At 52.7% G+C, this 19,442-nt stretch carries 21 protein-coding genes; 7 read left to right on the top strand and 14 right to left on the bottom strand.

The window, feature by feature from the left end:
• Positions 1-74: 74 nt before the first annotated feature.
• From tdcG to OGV94_RS05290, 3 genes are all read left to right on the top strand, one after another.
• Positions 75-1,439, top strand: a complete 1,365-nt coding sequence (tdcG, locus tag OGV94_RS05300; protein WP_080626060.1) for an L-serine ammonia-lyase — start codon at positions 75-77, stop codon at positions 1,437-1,439.
• A 380-nt stretch (positions 1,440-1,819) separates the two neighbouring features.
• Positions 1,820-3,151 (top strand): SLC5/6 family protein, encoded by a 1,332-nt coding sequence (locus OGV94_RS05295; RefSeq protein WP_181634276.1) that lies wholly within the window; start codon positions 1,820-1,822, stop codon positions 3,149-3,151.
• A gap of 24 nt (positions 3,152-3,175) precedes the next feature.
• A complete protein-coding gene (locus tag OGV94_RS05290) occupies positions 3,176-4,486 on the top strand; it encodes an L-cysteine desulfidase family protein (RefSeq protein ID WP_047408433.1) in 1,311 nt (436 codons plus the stop codon).
• A gap of 54 nt (positions 4,487-4,540) precedes the next feature.
• Here the strand turns inward: OGV94_RS05290 and OGV94_RS05285 are convergent, their stop codons facing one another.
• Complete coding sequence (locus OGV94_RS05285; protein WP_087052412.1) at positions 4,541-4,690, bottom strand: protein YhaL; 150 nt, start codon at positions 4,688-4,690, stop codon at positions 4,541-4,543.
• Between the two features lie 26 nt (positions 4,691-4,716).
• Positions 4,717-5,418 (bottom strand): pirin family protein, encoded by a 702-nt coding sequence (locus OGV94_RS05280; RefSeq protein WP_043017746.1) that lies wholly within the window; start codon positions 5,416-5,418, stop codon positions 4,717-4,719.
• A 104-nt stretch (positions 5,419-5,522) separates the two neighbouring features.
• Here OGV94_RS05280 and yhaJ point away from each other — a divergent pair, with 104 nt between their 5' ends.
• Positions 5,523-6,419, top strand: coding sequence for a DNA-binding transcriptional regulator YhaJ (yhaJ, locus tag OGV94_RS05275; RefSeq protein ID WP_043017745.1), 897 nt, complete (start codon positions 5,523-5,525; stop codon positions 6,417-6,419).
• 108 nt (positions 6,420-6,527) lie between these two features.
• On the opposite strand, the gene OGV94_RS05270 is transcribed toward yhaJ, so the two are convergent.
• The 11 genes from OGV94_RS05270 to OGV94_RS05220 form a co-directional block, all read right to left on the bottom strand.
• Entirely contained in the window at positions 6,528-6,893 is a 366-nt protein-coding gene (locus tag OGV94_RS05270; RefSeq protein WP_043017744.1) for a DUF805 domain-containing protein, read from the bottom strand.
• A gap of 125 nt (positions 6,894-7,018) precedes the next feature.
• A complete protein-coding gene (gene yqjG, locus OGV94_RS05265; RefSeq protein ID WP_043017743.1) occupies positions 7,019-8,005 on the bottom strand; it encodes a glutathionyl-hydroquinone reductase YqjG in 987 nt (328 codons plus the stop codon).
• 72 nt (positions 8,006-8,077) lie between these two features.
• Positions 8,078-8,470: a DoxX family protein gene (locus OGV94_RS05260; RefSeq protein WP_047408436.1), complete on the bottom strand. Its 393-nt coding sequence runs from the start codon at positions 8,468-8,470 to the stop codon at positions 8,078-8,080.
• A gap of 174 nt (positions 8,471-8,644) precedes the next feature.
• On the bottom strand, positions 8,645-8,944 hold the full coding sequence (locus tag OGV94_RS05255) for a YqjK-like family protein (protein WP_003024845.1): 300 nt from the start codon (positions 8,942-8,944) through the stop codon (positions 8,645-8,647).
• Entirely contained in the window at positions 8,944-9,339 is a 396-nt protein-coding gene (locus OGV94_RS05250; protein WP_043017741.1) for a phage holin family protein, read from the bottom strand. Before OGV94_RS05250 ends, OGV94_RS05255 begins: the two co-directional genes overlap by 1 nt.
• 2 nt (positions 9,340-9,341) lie before the next feature.
• Positions 9,342-9,647 (bottom strand): ElaB/YgaM/YqjD family protein, encoded by a 306-nt coding sequence (locus OGV94_RS05245; protein WP_003024832.1) that lies wholly within the window; start codon positions 9,645-9,647, stop codon positions 9,342-9,344.
• Positions 9,648-9,680: 33 nt separating this feature from the next.
• Positions 9,681-10,049: a DUF1090 domain-containing protein gene (locus tag OGV94_RS05240; RefSeq protein ID WP_043017740.1), complete on the bottom strand. Its 369-nt coding sequence runs from the start codon at positions 10,047-10,049 to the stop codon at positions 9,681-9,683.
• 147 nt (positions 10,050-10,196) lie between these two features.
• Entirely contained in the window at positions 10,197-10,565 is a 369-nt protein-coding gene (gene mzrA, locus OGV94_RS05235) for an EnvZ/OmpR regulon moderator MzrA (protein ID WP_029139667.1), read from the bottom strand.
• Positions 10,566-10,583: 18 nt separating this feature from the next.
• The gene (gene yqjA, locus OGV94_RS05230) at positions 10,584-11,246 is read right to left on the bottom strand and encodes a DedA family general envelope maintenance protein YqjA (RefSeq protein WP_003024820.1); all 663 of its coding nucleotides are present in this window, start codon (positions 11,244-11,246) and stop codon (positions 10,584-10,586) included.
• 348 nt (positions 11,247-11,594) lie between these two features.
• Positions 11,595-12,371 carry a transcriptional regulator ExuR gene (gene exuR, locus OGV94_RS05225; protein ID WP_006687952.1) on the bottom strand — a complete coding sequence of 259 codons (777 nt, stop codon included), beginning with the start codon at positions 12,369-12,371 and terminating at the stop codon, positions 11,595-11,597.
• 134 nt (positions 12,372-12,505) lie between these two features.
• Entirely contained in the window at positions 12,506-13,807 is a 1,302-nt protein-coding gene (locus OGV94_RS05220) for an MFS transporter (RefSeq protein WP_043017738.1), read from the bottom strand.
• A gap of 473 nt (positions 13,808-14,280) precedes the next feature.
• Between OGV94_RS05220 and uxaC the strand changes: the two genes are divergently transcribed.
• The 3 genes from uxaC to OGV94_RS05205 all read left to right on the top strand — a co-directional run bounded on the left by uxaC (position 14,281) and on the right by OGV94_RS05205 (position 18,005).
• On the top strand, positions 14,281-15,693 hold the full coding sequence (gene uxaC / locus OGV94_RS05215; RefSeq protein ID WP_286522784.1) for a glucuronate isomerase: 1,413 nt from the start codon (positions 14,281-14,283) through the stop codon (positions 15,691-15,693).
• Positions 15,694-15,854: 161 nt separating this feature from the next.
• Positions 15,855-17,342 carry a UxaA family hydrolase gene (locus OGV94_RS05210; protein ID WP_286522782.1) on the top strand — a complete coding sequence of 496 codons (1,488 nt, stop codon included), beginning with the start codon at positions 15,855-15,857 and terminating at the stop codon, positions 17,340-17,342.
• Positions 17,343-17,450: 108 nt separating this feature from the next.
• Complete coding sequence (locus tag OGV94_RS05205) at positions 17,451-18,005, top strand: YgjV family protein (protein ID WP_043017735.1); 555 nt, start codon at positions 17,451-17,453, stop codon at positions 18,003-18,005.
• 16 nt (positions 18,006-18,021) lie between these two features.
• Here the strand turns inward: OGV94_RS05205 and sstT are convergent, their stop codons facing one another.
• Positions 18,022-19,266, bottom strand: coding sequence for a serine/threonine transporter SstT (sstT, locus tag OGV94_RS05200; protein WP_043017734.1), 1,245 nt, complete (start codon positions 19,264-19,266; stop codon positions 18,022-18,024).
• Between the last annotated feature and the right edge of the window lie 176 nt (positions 19,267-19,442).

Raw genomic sequence — 19,442 nt, 5'->3', positions numbered from 1 at the left:
GATCGCAGGATCGCCCCGATCCTTAATGAGTGTGAAACCTGGTCTTCACTGAACGGCAATCCGAGGGTGTGGATATGATTAGCGCATTCGATATTTTTAAGATTGGCATTGGACCTTCCAGCTCCCATACCGTGGGGCCAATGAACGCAGGTAAAAGCTTTATCGATCTGTTGGTCAGCAGCGGAGAACTTCCCAAAACCACGCATATTGTGGTCGATCTTTATGGATCGCTCTCCCTGACCGGAAAAGGTCATGCGACAGATGTCGCCATCATAATGGGACTGGCCGGAAACAGTCCGCAAAACGTTAATATAGATTCAATCGCTGGCTTTATTCAGGAAGTGGCCCGTACCGGACGTTTACCGGTTGCAGAGGGCACGCATGTTGTCGATTTCACTCCAGATAAAAATATTCTCTTTCATAGCGAAACGCTGCCGCGCCATGAAAATGGCATGCGTATTACCGCGTGGAACGGCACCGAGACGCTGCTAAGTAAAACCTATTACTCCGTCGGCGGTGGTTTTATCGTTGAAGAGGAGCAATTTGGTCAGGCGCATGATGTTGAAGCACACGTGCCCTACAATTTTCATTCCGCCAGCGAATTGCTGAAACTGTGTGAGCGCAACGGGCTGTCTGTTTCCGGCTTGATGATGCAAAACGAACTGGCGATGCGCAGCAAAGAAGAAATCGATGCTGGCTTTGCCGCCATCTGGGACGTCATGCACGCCGGGATCGAGCGCGGTATGAACACCGAAGGCGTCCTGCCGGGCCCGCTTAACGTTCCGCGTCGCGCCGTGGCATTACGTCGGTTGCTGGTTTCCAGTGATAATCTGTCCAGCGACCCGATGAACGTGATTGACTGGATCAACATGTTCGCGCTGGCCGTGAGCGAAGAAAACGCCGCCGGTTGCCGGGTTGTCACGGCACCGACCAACGGCGCATGTGGGATTATCCCTGCTGTCCTGGCCTATTACGACAAGTTCCGTCGTCCGGTGAATGCGAACTCCATTGCTCGTTATTTGCTGGCCGCGGGGGCGATAGGCGCGCTGTATAAGATGAACGCCTCTATTTCTGGTGCTGAGGTGGGCTGTCAGGGTGAGATTGGCGTGGCCTGTTCAATGGCGGCAGCCGGGCTGACCGAGTTGCTTGGCGGTAGCCCGTCACAGGTTTGTATTGCGGCTGAAATCGCCATGGAGCATAACCTGGGGCTGACCTGCGACCCGGTAGCCGGACAGGTGCAAATACCGTGCATTGAGCGTAATGCGATCAACGCGGTAAAAGCCGTCAACGCCGCACGCATGGCGCTACGTCGGACGTCAGAGCCACGCGTGTCGCTCGATAAGGTGATCGAGACCATGTATGAAACAGGCAAAGATATGAACGACAAATACCGTGAAACGTCGCGCGGTGGCCTGGCGATTAAAGTGGTTTGTACCTGAGGTTAAAAGCCGGGCCTGATGGCGCCCAGCTTTCAGGCCTACGGTTTGCGCGCGTTTGTAGGCCGGATAAGGCGCAAGCGCCGCCATCCGGCCATGAATGAATTAATCAACATAGCAGAATAAAAAGGTGCACTTTAGTGCACCTTTTTTGTTGTGATCGGCTTCAAAATTAGAAATTAAATTCTTTATGTGAGTTTAAAAGAGAAAATATTTCTTAACTTTTAGAAATTACAGGGGTTTGTTTGTGAAGTTTTTCTCTGACCCTGCGCGTATGATTTCCTCATTACTCCAATAGCTCGCCTGCACCTTAGTACTGCGTATCGCATTGAGGCAGTACGAAAAAATATAAAAACCTCTACCTACACATTGAGCGGGAAATTATGGAAACAACAACAAATAACAGCGTAATACTCGACGCGTCTGCTCCGGCTCGCCGGGCGGGAATGACCGAAAGTGAATGGCGCGAAGCCATTAAATTCGACAGCACGGACACCGGCTGGGTCATTATGAGTATCGGTATGGCAATTGGCGCGGGGATTGTTTTTCTTCCTGTCCAGGTAGGGCTGATGGGGCTGTGGGTGTTCTTGCTCTCCTCTATCATCGGCTACCCAGCCATGTATCTGTTCCAGCGGCTGTTTATTAATACACTGGCTGAGTCCCCAGAGTGTAAAGACTATCCGAGCGTAATCAGCGGCTATCTGGGTAAGAACTGGGGCATCCTGTTAGGTGCGTTGTATTTTGTGATGCTGGTTATCTGGATGTTTGTTTATTCCACCGCCATTACCAATGACAGCGCCTCTTATCTGCACACGTTTGGTGTGACTGAAGGTTTGCTGTCCGACAGCCCGTTTTATGGCCTGGTGCTGATTTGCATCCTGGTTGCCCTCTCGTCACGCGGTGAACAAATGCTGTTTAAAATCTCCACCGGCATGGTACTGACCAAGCTACTGGTGGTTGCTGCGCTTGGCGTATCAATGGTGGGGATGTGGCATTTGCATAACGCAGGTTCACTGCCGCCGATGGCGTTACTGATCAAAAACGCGATCATCACGCTGCCGTTCACGCTGACCTCGATTCTGTTTATTCAGACCTTAAGCCCGATGGTTATCTCATACCGTTCTCGCAATAAATCCATTGAAGTGGCGCGCCATAAAGCCCTGCGTGCTATGAACATTGCGTTCGGTATCCTGTTTGTTACCGTCTTTTTCTACGCCGTTTCCTTCACGCTGGCGATGGGCCATGACGAAGCGGTTAAAGCCTACGAGCAGAACATTTCAGCTCTGGCGATTGCTGCGCAGTTTATCAACGGTGCGGGTGCTGGCTGGGTGAAAATCGTCAGCGTTATTCTGAACATTTTCGCCGTTATGACCGCTTTCTTCGGCGTCTACTTAGGTTTCCGTGAAGCGACTCAAGGGATCGTGATGAACGTGCTGCGCCGCTACATGCCAGCAGAGAAAATCAATGAGACCCTGGTTCAGCGCGGCATTATGGTTTTCGCCATCCTGTTGGCGTGGAGCGCAATTGTGCTCAATGCGCCGGTACTGAGCTTCACCTCTATTTGTAGCCCTATTTTCGGCATGGTGGGTTGTCTGATCCCGGCCTGGCTGGTCTACAAAGTTCCTGCACTGCACAAATACAAAGGCGCTTCCCTGTATCTGATTATTATCACGGGCCTGCTGCTGTGCATTTCTCCGTTCCTGGCATTTTCCTGAGATATCTGAGCAAAGGTTGTTGTTATGTTTGAGACTACATTGAATCCATTATGGGATAGTTTTATCCGCGCGGTGCAGGAAGAAGTTAAGCCTGCGCTGGGTTGTACGGAACCTATCTCTCTGGCTCTGGCGGCAGCGGTCGCAGCCGCTGAGCTGGGCGGCGCGGTTGAACGCATTGATGCGTGGGTCTCACCGAACCTGATGAAAAACGGCATGGGCGTTACCGTGCCGGGTACCGGAATGGTCGGGTTGCCTGTCGCGGCAGCGCTGGGTGCGCTGGGTGGAAATGCCCACGCCGGTTTAGAGGTACTGAAAGACGCGTCGCCACAAGCGATCGCCGATGCGAAAGCGATGCTGACCGCAGGGAAGGTTGCTGTGATGCTGCAGGAGCCTTGCGAGGACATCCTCTTTTCCCGCGCGAAGGTTTACGGCGCTGAAGGATGGGCGTGCGTAACGATTGTGGGCGGTCATACCAACATTGTGCGCATCGAGACCAATAAAGGCGTGGTGTTCACCACAGAACAGAACGCTGAGGAAGAGGAGCAGGAGTCACCGCTGGCGGTACTGTCTCACACGTCGTTGGAAGAGATTCTGGCGTTCGTGAACGCGGTACCGTTTGAGTCAATCCGCTTCATTCTCGATGCGGCAAAACTGAACGGTGCACTGTCTCAGGAAGGGCTGCGCGGTAACTGGGGCTTGCACATCGGAACCACGCTTGAGAAGCAATGTGCGCGTGGCCTGCTGGCTAACGATCTCTCCACCTCTATTCTGATCCGTACCAGCGCGGCATCGGATGCGCGAATGGGCGGGGCAACGCTGCCGGCCATGAGCAACTCCGGCTCCGGTAATCAGGGGATTACCGCCACCGTTCCGGTCATGGTGGTGGCCGAGCACTTTGGCGCGGATGAAGAGAAACTGGCGCGTGCGCTGATGTTGTCTCACCTGAGTGCTATCTACATCCATCATCAGCTCCCGCGTTTGTCTGCACTGTGTGCGGCAACCACGGCGGCGATGGGCGCCGCGGCGGGGATGGCATGGATCGTTGATGGTCGCTACAACACTATCGCGATGGCGATCAGCAGCATGATTGGCGACGTAAGCGGGATGATTTGTGATGGCGCTTCGAACAGCTGTGCGATGAAAGTCTCAACCAGTGCATCTGCGGCGTGGAAAGCGGTGCTGATGGCGCTGGATGATACCGCTGTAACCGGCAATGAAGGGATTGTGGCGCATAACGTGGAGCAATCTATCAGTAACCTGTGCGCGCTGGCGTGTCGTTCTATGCAGGAAACCGACAAGCAGATCATTGAGATCATGGCCAGTAAAGCGCATTAATCTGTAGGCCGGGTAAGGCGCAGCCGCTACCCGGCATCAGCCTGAGCCGCCTTTTCAGGCGGCTTCTTCGTCTTCCAGCCGTAGCTCGGCATCGGCCACAATCGCTTCCAGCTCCGTCAGCATTTCTTCATAACCGAAGGTAACCGTTTCCTGCTTTTTAGGCTCAGTCTGCGGCTGGCGTTTTTTTGATGATTTCTTGCTCAATAGTCGTACTCCGTTGTTTTCCCTGACTATACGGGCAAATCTATCAGCAAAGCGCGCAGCGGGGTATCAGCGACTAACGTTATGTTAGTTTCGTCACGAATAAATGCGCCATCGCCGCAGGTGAGCGCTTCTTTTTCGGCGCCAGATGTTACCGCATGGAATCTGCCGTGAATCGACTGTAAGTAAGCTCGCGGCCCATGTAACTGAAAACTCAGCGATTCACCCTGTTGCAGTTCAACGTGGTGCACCCAAACCTGTTGGCGCAGATGCAGGCTGCCTTGCTCACCGTCTGGCGAGGCCAACAGCTGATGCTTACCGGCGCTCAACGTGGCTTTCTGTACGCAGGCGTTTTCGCGCTGCGGACAGGCGTCCAGCCAGAGCTGCATTCTGGTTAATGGTTTATCTTTGCTGATATTGTGTTCGCTGTAGCTGATTCCTGGCTGTGTCGCGAGCAGTAAAACTTCTCCCGCTTTGGCCTGAATATGGTTGCCTTCGCTGTCGCGGTACTCCGCTTCCCCTTCGAGGATCAGATTGACGATATCCACCTTCGGATAGGTCCGTGGCTGGAAAGAGGCCCCCGGTGCCAGAACTTCCTGGTTCAGAACACGCAGCGAGGCATAACCCAGCAGTTTAGGATCAAAATAGTGTCCAAAGGAGAAGGTATAACGGGCCTGCAGCCAGCCGTAGTCTGCTTGCCCGCATTGTTTGGCTGTACGGGTAGTAATCATAGTTCTTGACCTCTCTTTACTTCCTTTTATGTTAAATGGCTAGACGCTGCATTGTTAGCCAGATATTCTGCCCGGTATGTTCAAATTTCCTGAATGAGAACGAGATGGCCAAAGAAAGGGCTTTAACGCTTGAAGCGTTACGCGTCATGGACGCAATAGACCGACGCGGCAGCTTTGCCGCAGCGGCGGACGAACTGGGGCGTGTTCCTTCTGCGCTCAGCTATACCATGCAGAAGCTGGAGGAGGAGCTGGACGTGGTGCTGTTTGACCGTTCAGGTCATCGCACAAAATTCACCAACGTCGGGCGTATGCTGCTGGAGCGTGGGCGTGTACTGCTGGAAGCTGCGGATAAACTGACCACCGATGCCGAAGCATTGGCTCGCGGTTGGGAAACGCATCTGACCATCGTCACCGAAGCGCTGGTGCCGACGGCGGCATTTTTCCCGTTGATTGACAGGCTTGCCGGGAAGGCCAATACCCAGCTTTCCGTTATTACCGAAGTTCTGGCCGGGGCGTGGGAGCGTCTGGAGCAGGGGCGGGCGGATATCGTGATTGCGCCGGATATGCATTTCCGCTCATCCTCAGAAATCAACTCGCGTAAGCTGTACTCGCTGATGAACGTCTATGTAGCGGCCCCGGAGCATCCCATCCATCAGGAGCCGGAACCGTTATCGGAAGTCACCCGCGTGAAATACCGCGGGATCGCGGTGGCGGATACCGCCCGTGAACGTCCGGTGCTGACCGTCCAACTGCTGGATAAACAGCCGCGTCTTACGGTGAGTACGATAGAAGATAAACGCCAGGCGCTGTTGGCCGGTCTTGGCGTGGCGACGATGCCGTACCCGCTGGTGGAAGAGGATATTGCGGCTGGTCGGCTGCGGGTAGTTAGCCCGGAATCGACAAGCGAAATTGATATTATTATGGCCTGGCGTCGGGACAGCATGGGCGAGGCGAAATCCTGGTGTCTGCGAGAAATCCCCAAGCTGTTTGCAGGTAAATAGCTGGACTGTTACGCCGGATGTGGTGCTAAGCACCTTATCCGGCCTGGAAGACGGAGTATGTTGTAGGCCTGATAAGCGTAGCACCATCAGGCATCTACATATGCTACGTCAGGATAACTGTTTGGGATCGGGCCCAAAGCGGTTACTCCCCTGAGTCCCGTTTTGACAGTTGAAAATGATGATCACCAACCAGCCTACGATCGGGATCAGCAGCACCAGCAGCCACCAGGCTGAACGATCGGTGTCATGCAAACGCCGGAACTGCACTGCCCACCAGGGGATAAATACCAGAACCCCATAAATCGTCGTTAATATACCTTCTCCCCCGGCGCGCTCCCAGCCAAGCATTCTGTCCAGAATACCCAGCACGAACGTGAATATGATGTTGACCAACACAAACATCCAGTATTCTTTACGACGCGCGCGGCCACCAAAACCAAAGTAGTTCTTTAATACGTTTAAATACCAATCCATTTTTGCCTCGTTCTGCATTCAATTACTTGTTTTTAAAGCAATCAAATTAAGAATAGCCGTGAATGAAATGATGGTAAATATTTGTGGTATTAATTATTTGGCCCCCAGATGAGGGCCAGTGTAAATCATGCGAAACGCTCGTCACGCCCATGAGGTTCGCTTAGATCCTGCCACGGCCCAACAGAAATAATACCAGTCGGGTTAATGGTTTTGTGGCTACGGAAGTAGTGATTGCGGATGTGATCGAAATTGACGGTTTCCGCAATACCTGGCATCTGGTAGATATCGCGCAGGAAACCGTAAAGGTTCAGATAGTCGCTAATCCGGTGTTTGTCGCATTTGAAGTGGGTTACATACACGGGATCAAAACGCACCAGCGTGGTCCACAGGCGAATATCGGCCTCGGTTAACTGGTTGCCGGTCAGGTAGCGATGTTGTCCAAGGATTTGTTCCAGTCTCGCCAGCGATTGGAAGACTTTTTCCACTGCGTCGTCGTAGGCTTCCTGACTGGTGGCAAATCCGGCTTTATACACGCCGTTATTGACGTTGTCATAAATCCAGCCGTTCAGCTCATCGATTTTGCTTTGCAAGGCTGGTGGATAGTAATCCCCGGCTTTCGCGCCCAGCGCATCAAACGCAGTATTAAACATGCGGATGATTTCTGCAGATTCATTGCTGACAATGGTGTGGTTCTTTTTATCCCACAGCACCGGAACGGTCACCCGTCCGCTGTAGTGAGGATCGGCGTGTAAATAGAGCTGATAAAGAAAGTCGTGCTGATACAGGGTATCACCGGTTGCCGCCGGGAAGTTATCGTCAAAGGTCCAGCCGTTTTCCAGCATCAACGGATGTACTACGGAAACGGAAATGAACGGTTCCAGCCCTTTAAGTTTTCGCAAAATCAGCGTGCGATGCGCCCACGGACAGGCCAGCGAAACGTACAGATGATAGCGATCTTTTTCGGCAGCAAAGCCAGCCTCACCGGTTGGGCCAGGCGCGCCATCCGCGGTGAGCCAGTTACGGAAAGCCGATGCAGAACGTTGAAATTTTCCCCCGGTTGATTTGGTATCGTACCAGGTGTCATGCCAGACGCCGTCAATCAGTTGTCCCATGATTTTCGCCTCCTCAGATAGCAAAAGCGAGGAGATATCTCCTCGCTTTTTGATGTGTTCAGTATAGTTTGCTTACCACTTTTTATTCAGTACACGGTCGATGCTGAAGGCGCCCGGACCGGTGATAGCCAGCAGCAGGAAACCGCCTGCGATAGTCAGGTTTTTCATGAACATCAGAGAGTTCACACCTTCCGCAAAGTTGCTGTGGAAGAGGAACGCCGTCAGCAGCGTGAAGCCTGCGGTGAACAGTGCGGTCGTACGGGTCAGGAAACCGAACAGAATTGCCAGACCGCCGCCAAACTCAAGCAGAATCACCAGCGGTAGCATAAATCCTGGTACGCCCATGGCTTCCATGTACTGTTGGGTACCCGCATATCCGGTGATTTTTCCCCAACCTGCGGAAATAAACAGGATTGGCATCAGAATGCGCGCTACCAGTACACCAACATCTTCTAATTTCTTCATCATACTCTCCAGGAAACCACTCAGGCGGCTTATTGTGTTTTTTTGTGCATCGGCGCTTCAGAGCGCGTCGTTGCTGTCGATGGAGAGAATCATAAACGTGCTTAGTGACAATTGTTAGCAAGGAAAACTGTCAATATTTTTCAAAAATTTTGAGGTTAGGGGGAAAGAGGGGTTTTAGCCACGCAGCTGCTGCTGTCTGATGGTGGATTTAACCAGACGCCAGATGCTCCAGACGCTAAAACCGCGTTTGGCCCAGCGTACCAGCAGATTTGGGTTACGAATGGTGCGAACCGCCATAATGCTGCTCCCGACTAACACCCAGCCACGCAGGTTCAACAGCGTTTTCCAGCCACGATCGTAAACTTCGGTGGCTTCCAGCCAGTCGCGGCGAGTGGCAGACAGATCCAGCCGTTGCTGCTGGATCTGTCCAAGCAGTTGCGCCTTACGTTGTTGACGTTCGACTTTACTGCTCATTATGCATCATCCTCCAGGGCACGCCTGTCGTTAGCGAGCTCATTGCGCGTATGGCGCAGCAGCGTTGTTTTACGTGCCTTACGCAGCGTCCATAGCCCGCCGATAAGCGCTAAAAGCAACAGCACAACGGTGGTGGCAATCATGGCGTTCAGACGATATTGTGGATCTATAGCCCAGATGATAAGCACCATCAGGCTCATCAGTCCAAACGCCGCAAACAGCATGGTAAGCCCAAGCATCAGCAGGATCTGGATGAGATTGGATTTTTCCTCTTCCAGCTCAACGACGGCCAGCCGCAGCCGCGTCTCTACGATCTCAACGAGAATCGTCAGGATCCGCTGTCCAATACCCAGTACGCCTTTGCCTGGACCTTGTGCGTGTTGAGAATCTGCCATTGTTAACGGCGCGACAGCAGTACACCAAGCACCACACCGACTGCAGCGCCAATGCCGACGCCTGTCCATGGGTTTTCGCGCACGTAGTTATCGGCTTTAGCCGCTGCCTCACGGGTCTGTTTGGCAATCACATCGCTGGTTTCGCTCAGGCGATGGCGGCTCTCGCGCAAAGCGTGTTCGGCTTTGCTGCGAATTTTACTCATCTCTTCCTTCGACTTATCGCCAGAGGAGCTAAGTACTTCTTCAAGCGTATCCGCAAGAGATTTCAGCTCAGCGCGCAGGTTTTCCGTAGCATTATCTTTCGACATAGTTTTCTCCAGTTGAGTGGCTAGTTACCGTACTTAGTAATCGCGGGTCTCGAGTTCTTTCAGCTCTTTCTGAGCTTCAGCAAGCTTGTGCTCGCGCTTTGCTATCTTATCCGCATCGCCTTTTTGCTTCGCCTCGGCCAAATCACGTTGACGCTCGGCTATCTCGTCTTTCTGCTCAGCAATTTTTTTCTGATGGTCGGCGCGCAGTTTGCTGTCAGTACAGTTAGCCCTAACTTCGCTGAGTGCTTTGTTCAGGCCATTGATGCGGTTTTGATTGTTGTGCTTTTCGGCATAGCTAATCTCCCGCTGAATATCCTGTTCTTTTTCCTGACAGAGGGTGGAGGCGTAACTGCCGGCACTGAGAGCGAAAAGACTAATTGCTAAAGCGATGCGGTATTTCATTCTTGAACCTTCCATTGTGATTCGACCTGGTGGCTAAGGCCGATGCTCCAGAGTAATAAAGCGTTGAGTCATAAACCCAGTTTATTAATCATAGGCGTTAAATGATGAAATCACCAAAGTGAGTGATCTAATTCAGAATCCTGGAGATTAACCAAAACGATGCGGGGTATCACGTAAGCGGGATAACCACTGTACCGCCTGATTATCATCATCCTGCTGGGCAATAACGAAACCATGCGGTAACGTTCGGTCCAGCACGACCTTTGCGGCTGCGCTCTGCGCGCTGGAATCAAAGGTGATTAGCAGCGCGTCATTTTGCGGAGTAATGCTTTTAAAGCGAATACCGTTGGCGTCCAGGTGATGCCAGATAGAGAAGCCATCAGGCATGGTGGCTCCCTGATTTACTGCACGAATGGCAAGCGTTGACTCCTGCTGGCGGATGACCGACCAGGTCAGGAGCAGCGCGCCAATAAAAAGCATAAAGGTAGTGGTCCAGGCAAGTCGTCGGAGCGTTATGCGTGATTTCAGCATAATTTACCCTCGGTTCCCGTATTTCTTTTTCCAAAGCACAACCAGTGAACCTGCCAGACCAAACACCAGTAACACCACGGGAAGCAGCATCAGGCAAGACATCAGCTGATCTTCATATTTGAGAAACACTGGCGTTTTGCCCAGCAGATAGCCAAGCGTTGTGAGAATCAGAACCCAAAGCAGTCCGCTCATCCAGTTAAAGAACTGAAAGCGCGCATTGTTCAGGCCGGACAATCCTGCGATGGTCGGCAGTAGTGTTCTGACAAACGCGATAAAGCGACCGACCAGCAGCGCAGACAAGCCATGCTTATGGAACAGATGATGCGCACGCTGATGATAATGCGCTGGCAGATGGGACAGCCAGTTTTGTACGGTGCGGGTATTTCCCAGCCATCGCCCCTGGATATAGCTGAGCCAGCAACCGAGGCTGGCTGCGGTGGTAAGCAGCAGTACTGTTTGCGGGAAACCCATCGCGCCTTTGGCGATAAGTACGCCGACCAGTACCAGAAGACTGTCGCCAGGTAAAAAGGCTGCTGGCAGCAGTCCGTTTTCCAGAAACAAAATGGTAAATAGTACGAAATAGAGCATGCCAATCATGGAAGGATTGGCCAGCGTTTCAAAATCCTGAGCCCATAAAGCATTCAGTAATTGAGTCAGTAGTTCCATTCAATATTCCTGGAGAATCGGTTGTCGTCATGCCGGTTTTCTGGAGTTTGTAACGCCGCAATTTAATTGGTGTTTTTTACATGGATCGCGGTCTGACACAAATTCACGGCCTGAACTATTCCCTGTAAAGTTGTGAAGTAAGCAAGCTCTCAAACACAAAAATTCAAATAACAACTAATTGTAACAAAGGTCAACGTTGTCCGTTATAGAAATTACGGTTGTTGAACTGTGATTTTGCTTATCGCAATGGAGGGAGGCGAGAGGATTTACACAGGCTGACACTTTATACCTAACGCTTACCAAGCGTCAGAAACAGGCGCTTTGTCGCGCCTGCATCGCTTAGATTGTTTATTTTGCGCCGTTAGCCGCCGTATCGAGATGAACAACGGGATTTTCAGTAAAAAGATAACGGTCAGCATTGAACTCAAAATCATCGCTGGTTTCGTTAAACAGCATCTGTTTGGTGTTCTCAAGGTGCTGCCACATTGCCAGTTTGGCGGCATGGGGATCTTTGCGAATCAGCGCCCGCAGGATCTGGTCATGGTCGTCACACCAGTTATCTACCGTACGCAGGTCGATGTGGTCGTGTAGTTTCTTCCAGTAGGGGTTGTGAATACGTTGAGTCCACATTTTTTCAACAATCGCGGCCAGAGCGGAGTTCTGCGTTGCCAGCGCGACCTGCACATGGAACTGGAGATCCCACTCGGAGTCACGAAAGCTTTTTTCGTTACGCGACTTCTCCTGAATTTCCATCAGCTTCATGATGTCCTGTTTGGTCACCTGAGTGGCGGCAAACTCGGCAATGTTGCTCTCAATCAACTGGCGAGCCTGGAGCAGCTCAAAAGGACCGTAGCTGGCGAACTCCAGATTTTCATCTGGCGCGACATAATGTTTAGGTTGGTTCGAAATGACGTGGATCCCCGATCCTTTACGCACTTCAACGTAGCCCTCAACCTCGAGCATGATGATCGCTTCACGAACCACGGTGCGGCTGACATTTTTTTCATCGGCGATAAAGCGCTCGGCGGGGAGTTTATCACCCACCAGGTAGACGCCCTGCTCAATGCGTTCTTTCAGATCAGCGGCAAGTTGTTGGTACAAACGTCGTGGTTCGGTGATTTCCATATGCGCTCCAGGCATGATACGGCAGACTATATTTGTTATACCACTTTTGCGAATACGGCTCCACTCGCGGCGACAAAAAAGCCGCCAGATAACTGGCGGCTTCACATTATATACCCTTGATGAATAACATCGGGTTAATTTTGCGTCGCGGGATCGCCGGTTTGTGAACCCGAATCTACCTCGCTGGCCGATTTGTTCTGCAATACCGTCCAGATGACTAACGCGCCGAGTAGGTCGAATACCGCCAGTACGGCGAACAGCGGGCTAAAGCCGATGGTGTCAGCCAGCGCGCCAACGACCAGTGCAAACAGCGTACTTGCAAGCCAGGCGGACATACCGGTCAGACCGTTTGCGGTTGCCACTTCATTACGACCAAATACGTCAGAAGAGAGCGTAATCAGGGCACCAGACAGCGCCTGGTGAGCAAAGCCGCCGACGCACAGCAGGGCGATAGCAATGTACGGACTGGTGAACAGGCCGATCATCCCTGGGCCAATCATCAGCAATGCGCCCATGGTGACGACCATTTTACGCGAAACGATCAGGTTAACCCCGAACCAGCGCTGGAACAGCGGCGGTAAATAACCCCCTACGATACAACCCAGGTCAGCAAACAGCATTGGCATCCAGGCAAACATCGCAATTTCTTTCAGGTTAAAGCCGTAGACTTTAAACATGAACAGCGGGATCCAGGCGTTGAAAGTACCCCAGGCCGGCTCTGCCAGGAAACGCGGCAGCGCGATACCCCAGAACTGACGGTTACGCAGGATCTGACCGAGGGACATTTTCTTCGCGGTACTGTTTTTATGCTGTGATTCCTGACCATTCAGAATGTAATCACGTTCTTCATCAGACAGTTTTTTCTGGTCGCGTGGGTGTTTGTAGAACACCAGCCAGGACATCGCCCAAATGAAGCTCAGCGCACCGGAAATAATGAATGCCATCTGCCAGCTGTGCATGACGATAGCCCAGACGACCAGCGGCGGAGCAATCATCGCGCCGATAGAAGAACCCACGTTAAAGTAACCTACGGCAATTGAACGCTCTTTAGCCGGGAACCATTCGGAGCTGGCTTTCAGACCTGCGGGGATCATCGCGGCTTCAGCGGCACCTACCGCGCCACGCGCCAGCGCCAGTCCACCCCAGCTGCCAGCCAATGCGGTCGCGCCGCAGAAGACGGCCCACAGAACGGCGAACATCGCGTAACCAATTTTAGTGCCGAGCACATCGAGCACATAGCCGGCAACGGGTTGCATTACGGTGTAAGCAGCAGAATACGCTGCGATGATATAGGAATACTGTTGAGTGGAGATGTGTAACTCTTCCATCAGAGTTGGCGCAGCTGCCGCCACAGTGTTACGTGTCAGGTAACCCAGCACGGTGCCAAGCGTCACCAGTGCGATCATGTACCAACGTAACCCTTTAATTTTACGCATGTAAAACCTCATCGTTTTGTTATTTCCGCGAACGAGCGGTCATCTTCCAGTTCAGGGAGGAGGATGTTCTTTTACGAGGGGGTAACCGAAAAAAAAGCCGGCACTCCCCGAACTTTGCCATGTCAATAATTGTGCTAATTCGGTTTCCGTACCGGTCAATCCGATGGTGATACATCGGTAATTTGCATTCCGTCGGCTTATGTATCGCGACGGCCAAAAGATAACTTGTCATACAGCTTTAAAAGGTGAGTGCCATCACAAAAGTGTGAATCTTCGTGTGGTCATTATTTCGATTCAGCAAAGCCAGTACTGGCGCGGCTTGACGCGTAATTTACCTCTTTGAGAGTAATTTTTTTGTCACCATTTGTTGATCTAACTCACGAAAATATCTTCAGTGTATGGAAATTGGTGTGATAACTTTGTCAACATCAAAACATAAGCAATCTGACGCACTCGCTGAGAGGAAGACGATAATGACCCCGTTTATGACTGAAGATTTCCTGCTGGACACCGAATTTGCCCGCCGTCTGTATCATGATTACGCCAAAGACCAGCCGATCTTCGATTACCACTGCCATTTACCACCGCAACAAATCGCTGAAAACTACCGTTTTAATAACCTGTATGACATCTGGCTGAAGGGCGACCACTATAAGTGGCGTGCGATGCGCACCAATGGCGTCGCTGAGCGCCTGTGTACCGGCGATGCGTCCGATCGTGAGAAGTTTGACGCCTGGGCCGCGACCGTACCGCACACCATCGGTAACCCGCTGTACCACTGGACTCACCTCGAACTACGTCGTCCGTTTGGTATTACAGGTAAGCTGCTGTCTCCTGCGACTGCCGACGAAATCTGGAACCAATGCAACGAACTGCTGGCGCAGGATAAATTCTCCGCGCGCGGCATCATGCAGCAGATGAACGTGAAAATGGTTGGTACCACCGATGATCCGATCGACTCTCTGGAGCATCACGCGGCCGTTGCTAAAGACGGAAGCTTTGATGTGAAAGTGCTGCCGAGCTGGCGTCCGGATAAAGCTTTCAACATCGAACTGGCAACCTTTAATGACTATATGGCGAAGCTGGGCGAAGTGTCCGACACCGACATTCGTCGCTTCGCAGACCTGCAGACCGCGCTGACCAAACGTCTGGATCACTTCGCGGCTCACGGCTGTAAAGTCTCTGACCACGCGCTGGACGTGGTGCTGTTTGCTGAATCTAACGAATCTGAACTGGATAGTATTCTGGCGCGCCGCCTGGCGGGTGAAACCCTGAGCGAGCATGAAGTTGCCCAGTTTAAAACTGCCGTACTGGTGTTCCTCGGCGCAGAATACGCGCGTCGCGAATGGGTACAGCAGTACCACATCGGCGCGCTGCGTAATAACAACCTGCGTCAGTTCAAACTGCTGGGCGCGGATGTTGGCTTTGACTCCATCAACGACCGTCCGATGGCCGAAGAGCTGTCCAAACTGCTGAGCAAGCAGAACGAACAGAACCTGCTGCCGAAAACCATTCTGTACTGCCTGAACCCGCGCGATAACGAAGTGCTGGGCACCATGATCGGCAACTTCCAGGGCGAAGGTATGCCGGGCAAAATGCAGTTCGGTTCCGGCTGGTGGTTCAACGATCAGAAAGATGGGATGGAACGTCAGATGACGCAACTGGCCCAGCTTGGCCTGCTGAGCCGTTTTGTCGGCATGCTGACCGACAGCCGTAGCTTCCTGTCATACACGCGCCATGAATACTTCCGTCGTATCCTGTGCCAGATGATTGGCCGTTGGGTTGCTGCAGGTGAAGCACCGGCAGATATCCAGTTGCTGGGCAAAATGGTCAGAAATATTTGCTTTAACAATGCGCGTGATTACTTCGCCATTGAACTGAACTAAGAGCCTATCCATTAGGCTATTTTACTTGCCAGTTTGAACCTGGGCAGTGCTCAAAATCCTCACGTACTGCGTGTACGCTCCGGTTTTTGCGCGCTGTCCGTGTCCAAACGGGCTGCGACAATATACGCCTACTGAAATAGGCTCTAAGGTCCGGGATTGATATGCAATACATCAAGATCCATGCGCTGGATAACGTCGTGGTAGCGCTCGCTGATTTGGCTGAAGGAACCGAAGTCACCGTTGATGGGCAGGCGGTAACCCTGCGTCAGGCGGTCTCTCGTGGCCATAAATTCGCTTTGCGCGATATTGCAAAAGGCGAAAACGTCATTAAATACGGTTTGCCAATTGGCCATACGCTGGTGGACGTTGCGGCGGGTGAGCATATTCATGCCCACAACACGCGCACGAATCTGAGCGACCTGGACACGTATAGCTACCACCCTGATTTTCAGGCGGAAGTTGCCCAACCGGCGGATCGCGATGTACAGATTTATCGCCGCGCGAACGGTGATGTCGGGGTACGTAACGAACTGTGGATCCTACCGACGGTAGGCTGCGTCAACGCCATGGCGCGTCAGATGCAGAACCGTTTTCTGAAAGAGACCAACGACGCCGAAGGTATCGATGGCGTACATCTTTTCAGTCACACCTACGGCTGTTCGCAACTGGGCGACGACCACATTAACACCCGCACCATGCTGCAAAACATGGTGCGTCATCCGAATGCGGGTGCGGTGCTGGTGGTGGGCCTTGGTTGTGAAAACAACCAGGTTGATGCCTTCCGTGAAACCTTAGGTGGGTACGATCCTGAGCGCGTTCACTTCATGGTCTGCCAACATCAGGAAGACGAAGTGGAAGCGGGGATTGAACATCTTCATCAGTTGTACAACGTGATGCGTAACGACAAGCGTGAGCCAGGTAAACTGGGCGAGCTGAAGTTTGGTCTGGAATGCGGCGGCTCTGACGGCCTGTCCGGTATTACCGCCAACCCGATGCTGGGCCGTTTTTCCGACTACGTGATTGCCAACGGCGGTACCACCGTGCTGACCGAAGTGCCGGAAATGTTCGGCGCCGAGCAGTTGCTGATGGACCACTGCCGTGACGAAGAAACGTTTGGCAAGCTGGTTACCATGGTCAATGACTTTAAGCAGTACTTTATTGCTCACGACCAACCGATTTACGAGAATCCATCCCCGGGCAACAAAGCGGGCGGTATCACCACGCTGGAAGACAAATCTCTGGGCTGCACGCAAAAAGCGGGCTCCAGCCAGGTGGTGGACGTACTGCGCTATGGCGAACGCCTGAAGACGCACGGCCTGAACCTGCTGAGCGCGCCGGGCAACGATGCTGTCGCGACCAGTGCCCTCGCGGGCGCGGGATGTCATATGGTGCTGTTCAGTACCGGTCGCGGTACGCCGTACGGCGGTTTTGTGCCGACGGTGAAAATTGCCACCAACAGCGAACTGGCAGCGAAGAAAAAGCACTGGATCGATTTTGACGCCGGACAGCTGATCCACGGCAAAGCGATGCCTCAGTTGCTGAACGAGTTTGTCGATACGATCGTTGAGTTCGCCAACGGCAAGCAAACCTGCAACGAGCGGAATGATTTTAGAGAGTTAGCGATATTTAAAAGCGGCGTAACACTTTAATTGTAAAGACGTAGGCCTGATAAGCGCAGCGCCATCAGGCACAAACCGTTGCCGGATGGTGGCGAACTCGCCTTATCCGGCCTACGAGATAGAATTGGGGTTGCTTGCATGACCGCGTATTGGCTGGCCCAGGGCGTAGGTGTCATCGCCTTTCTGATCGGCATTACCACCTTTTTCAATCGCGATGAGCGCCGGTTCCGGCTGCAACTCGCCGTCTATAGCGCCACCATTGGCGTGCATTTTTTCCTGATGGGCGCCTGGCCTGCAGGAATGAGTGCCGAGCTTAACACCATCCGCACACTCGTCTCGATGCATACCCGCAAACTGTGGGTAATGACCGTTTTTATTATCCTCACCCTGGTTCTCGGGCTGGCGAAATTACAGCATGCGATGGAACTGTTGCCGATAATCGGCACGCTGGCCAGCACCTGGGCGCTGTTTCGCTGCCAGGGGTTAACCGTGCGCTGCGTAATGTGGTGCGCAACCGCCTGCTGGGTTATCCATAATTTTTGGTTAGGGTCGATTGGCGGGACGATGATCGAAGGTAGCTTTCTGGTGATGAACGGCCTGAACATTATTCGCTTCCGGCGGATGCAAAAACGCGGCATTGATCCATTCAAAATAGAAAAAAGCGTACAAGAAGAGAACCCCTCCGCCCGATGACGGAGGGGAGCGGAGATTAGCCGCGCAGGGCGTTATTTGCCAGACGCTCGTCTTCAGCCTGGCAGGCCGCAGCGGTAAACAGGACGTCTGTCGAAGAGTTCAGCGCCGTTTCACAGGAATCCTGCAATACGCCGATGATAAAGCCAACGGCAACAACCTGCATGGCGATGTCGTTCGGGATACCGAACATATTACACGCCAGTGGGATCAGCAGCAGAGAACCCCCCGCCACGCCCGATGCGCCACAGGCGCACAGCGAAGCCACCACGCTCAGTAACAGCGCCGTCGGTAAATCGACCGGAATACCCAGCGTATTCACCGCCGCCAGCGTCAGCACGGTAATGGTGATCGCCGCGCCTGCCATATTGATGGTGGCGCCCAACGGGATAGAGACCGAATAGGTATCACGATCCAGATTCAGCTTCTCACACAGCGCCATATTCACCGGAATATTTGCCGCGGAACTGCGGGTAAAGAAAGCGTACACGCCGCTTTCGCGCAGACAAGCCAGCACCAGCGGATACGGGTTACGGCGAATTTTCCAGAATACCAGCAGCGGGTTGATTACCAACGCTACCAGCAGCATACAACCTACCAGCACGGCCAGCAGTTGAGCGTAGCCCCAAAGCGTGGCAAAACCGGTGGTTGCCAGCGTAGAAGAGACCAGACCGAAGATCCCGATCGGCGCGAAACGAATCACCAGCCTTACCATAAAGGTGACGGCGTTGGACATATCATTAACCAGGTTTTTGGTCGTTTCATTGCCGTGGCGCAGCGCAAAGCCCAAACCGACGGCCCATACCAGAATACCGATATAGTTGGCGTTAAGCAGGGCATCAATTGGGTTAGAAACCATGCTCATCAGCAGGCTGCGCATCACTTCGACGATACCAGACGGCGGCACAATATCACCGGCGCTGCTGGAAAGATGCAGTGTGGATGGGAAGGCGAAACTGAAGACAACGGCTGCTAACGCTGCGGAAAATGTTCCGAGCAGATAGAGGAACAGGATTGGGCGGATATTGGTTTTTTGCCCGTGCTGGTGGTTGGCGATAGAAGCCATCACCAGCATCAAAACCAGAATTGGCGCGACAGCTTTTAATGCGCCGACGAACAGCGTACCCAGCAGACCAACGGCTTCTGCCGCTGGTTTTGACACCAGTGCCAGTAAAATTCCCAGTACCAAACCGATCAGAATTTGTTTAACCAGGCTCCCTTGCGCCAAACGCGAGAATAGCCCCGATGAACGTTGCGTAGTCATGTAGTCATCCTTTGATTGTGTTGTTGCCTTACCTTTGTGCGTTCTGTTGACGCATCTTTCAGGGGGGCAAATGTTTGCATGGCTGAGTATAAGGAAAGAACGGGGGTCGGGAAGATAAATATCCTGGATTCCGCGTTGAGATCATATTTTATAACTTTTGATTAACATTATTTTGA

Source organism: Citrobacter sp. Ce006 (assembly GCF_030336535.1).
GTDB classification, from domain to species: Bacteria; Pseudomonadota; Gammaproteobacteria; order Enterobacterales; family Enterobacteriaceae; genus Citrobacter; species Citrobacter europaeus.
This window is presented reverse-complemented; position numbering and strand designations above follow the sequence as displayed.

Bases quoted from the DNA above. Each gene is read 5' to 3' on its own strand.
- tdcG (WP_080626060.1), top strand. From the start codon at position 75: ATGATTAGCGCATTCGATATTTTTAAGATTGGCATTGGACCTTCCAGC.
- OGV94_RS05295 (WP_181634276.1), top strand. From the start codon at position 1,820: ATGGAAACAACAACAAATAACAGCGTAATACTCGACGCGTCTGCTCCG.
- OGV94_RS05290 (WP_047408433.1), top strand. From the start codon at position 3,176: ATGTTTGAGACTACATTGAATCCATTATGGGATAGTTTTATCCGCGCG.
- OGV94_RS05280 (WP_043017746.1), bottom strand. From the start codon at position 5,418: ATGATTACTACCCGTACAGCCAAACAATGCGGGCAAGCAGACTACGGC.
- yhaJ (WP_043017745.1), top strand. From the start codon at position 5,523: ATGGCCAAAGAAAGGGCTTTAACGCTTGAAGCGTTACGCGTCATGGAC.
- OGV94_RS05270 (WP_043017744.1), bottom strand. From the start codon at position 6,893: ATGGATTGGTATTTAAACGTATTAAAGAACTACTTTGGTTTTGGTGGC.
- yqjG (WP_043017743.1), bottom strand. From the start codon at position 8,005: ATGGGACAACTGATTGACGGCGTCTGGCATGACACCTGGTACGATACC.
- OGV94_RS05260 (WP_047408436.1), bottom strand. From the start codon at position 8,470: ATGAAGAAATTAGAAGATGTTGGTGTACTGGTAGCGCGCATTCTGATG.
- OGV94_RS05255 (WP_003024845.1), bottom strand. From the start codon at position 8,944: ATGAGCAGTAAAGTCGAACGTCAACAACGTAAGGCGCAACTGCTTGGA.
- OGV94_RS05250 (WP_043017741.1), bottom strand. From the start codon at position 9,339: ATGGCAGATTCTCAACACGCACAAGGTCCAGGCAAAGGCGTACTGGGT.
- OGV94_RS05245 (WP_003024832.1), bottom strand. From the start codon at position 9,647: ATGTCGAAAGATAATGCTACGGAAAACCTGCGCGCTGAGCTGAAATCT.
- OGV94_RS05240 (WP_043017740.1), bottom strand. From the start codon at position 10,049: ATGAAATACCGCATCGCTTTAGCAATTAGTCTTTTCGCTCTCAGTGCC.
- yqjA (WP_003024820.1), bottom strand. From the start codon at position 11,246: ATGGAACTACTGACTCAATTACTGAATGCTTTATGGGCTCAGGATTTT.
- exuR (WP_006687952.1), bottom strand. From the start codon at position 12,371: ATGGAAATCACCGAACCACGACGTTTGTACCAACAACTTGCCGCTGAT.
- OGV94_RS05220 (WP_043017738.1), bottom strand. From the start codon at position 13,807: ATGCGTAAAATTAAAGGGTTACGTTGGTACATGATCGCACTGGTGACG.
- uxaC (WP_286522784.1), top strand. From the start codon at position 14,281: ATGACCCCGTTTATGACTGAAGATTTCCTGCTGGACACCGAATTTGCC.
- OGV94_RS05210 (WP_286522782.1), top strand. From the start codon at position 15,855: ATGCAATACATCAAGATCCATGCGCTGGATAACGTCGTGGTAGCGCTC.
- OGV94_RS05205 (WP_043017735.1), top strand. From the start codon at position 17,451: ATGACCGCGTATTGGCTGGCCCAGGGCGTAGGTGTCATCGCCTTTCTG.
- sstT (WP_043017734.1), bottom strand. From the start codon at position 19,266: ATGACTACGCAACGTTCATCGGGGCTATTCTCGCGTTTGGCGCAAGGG.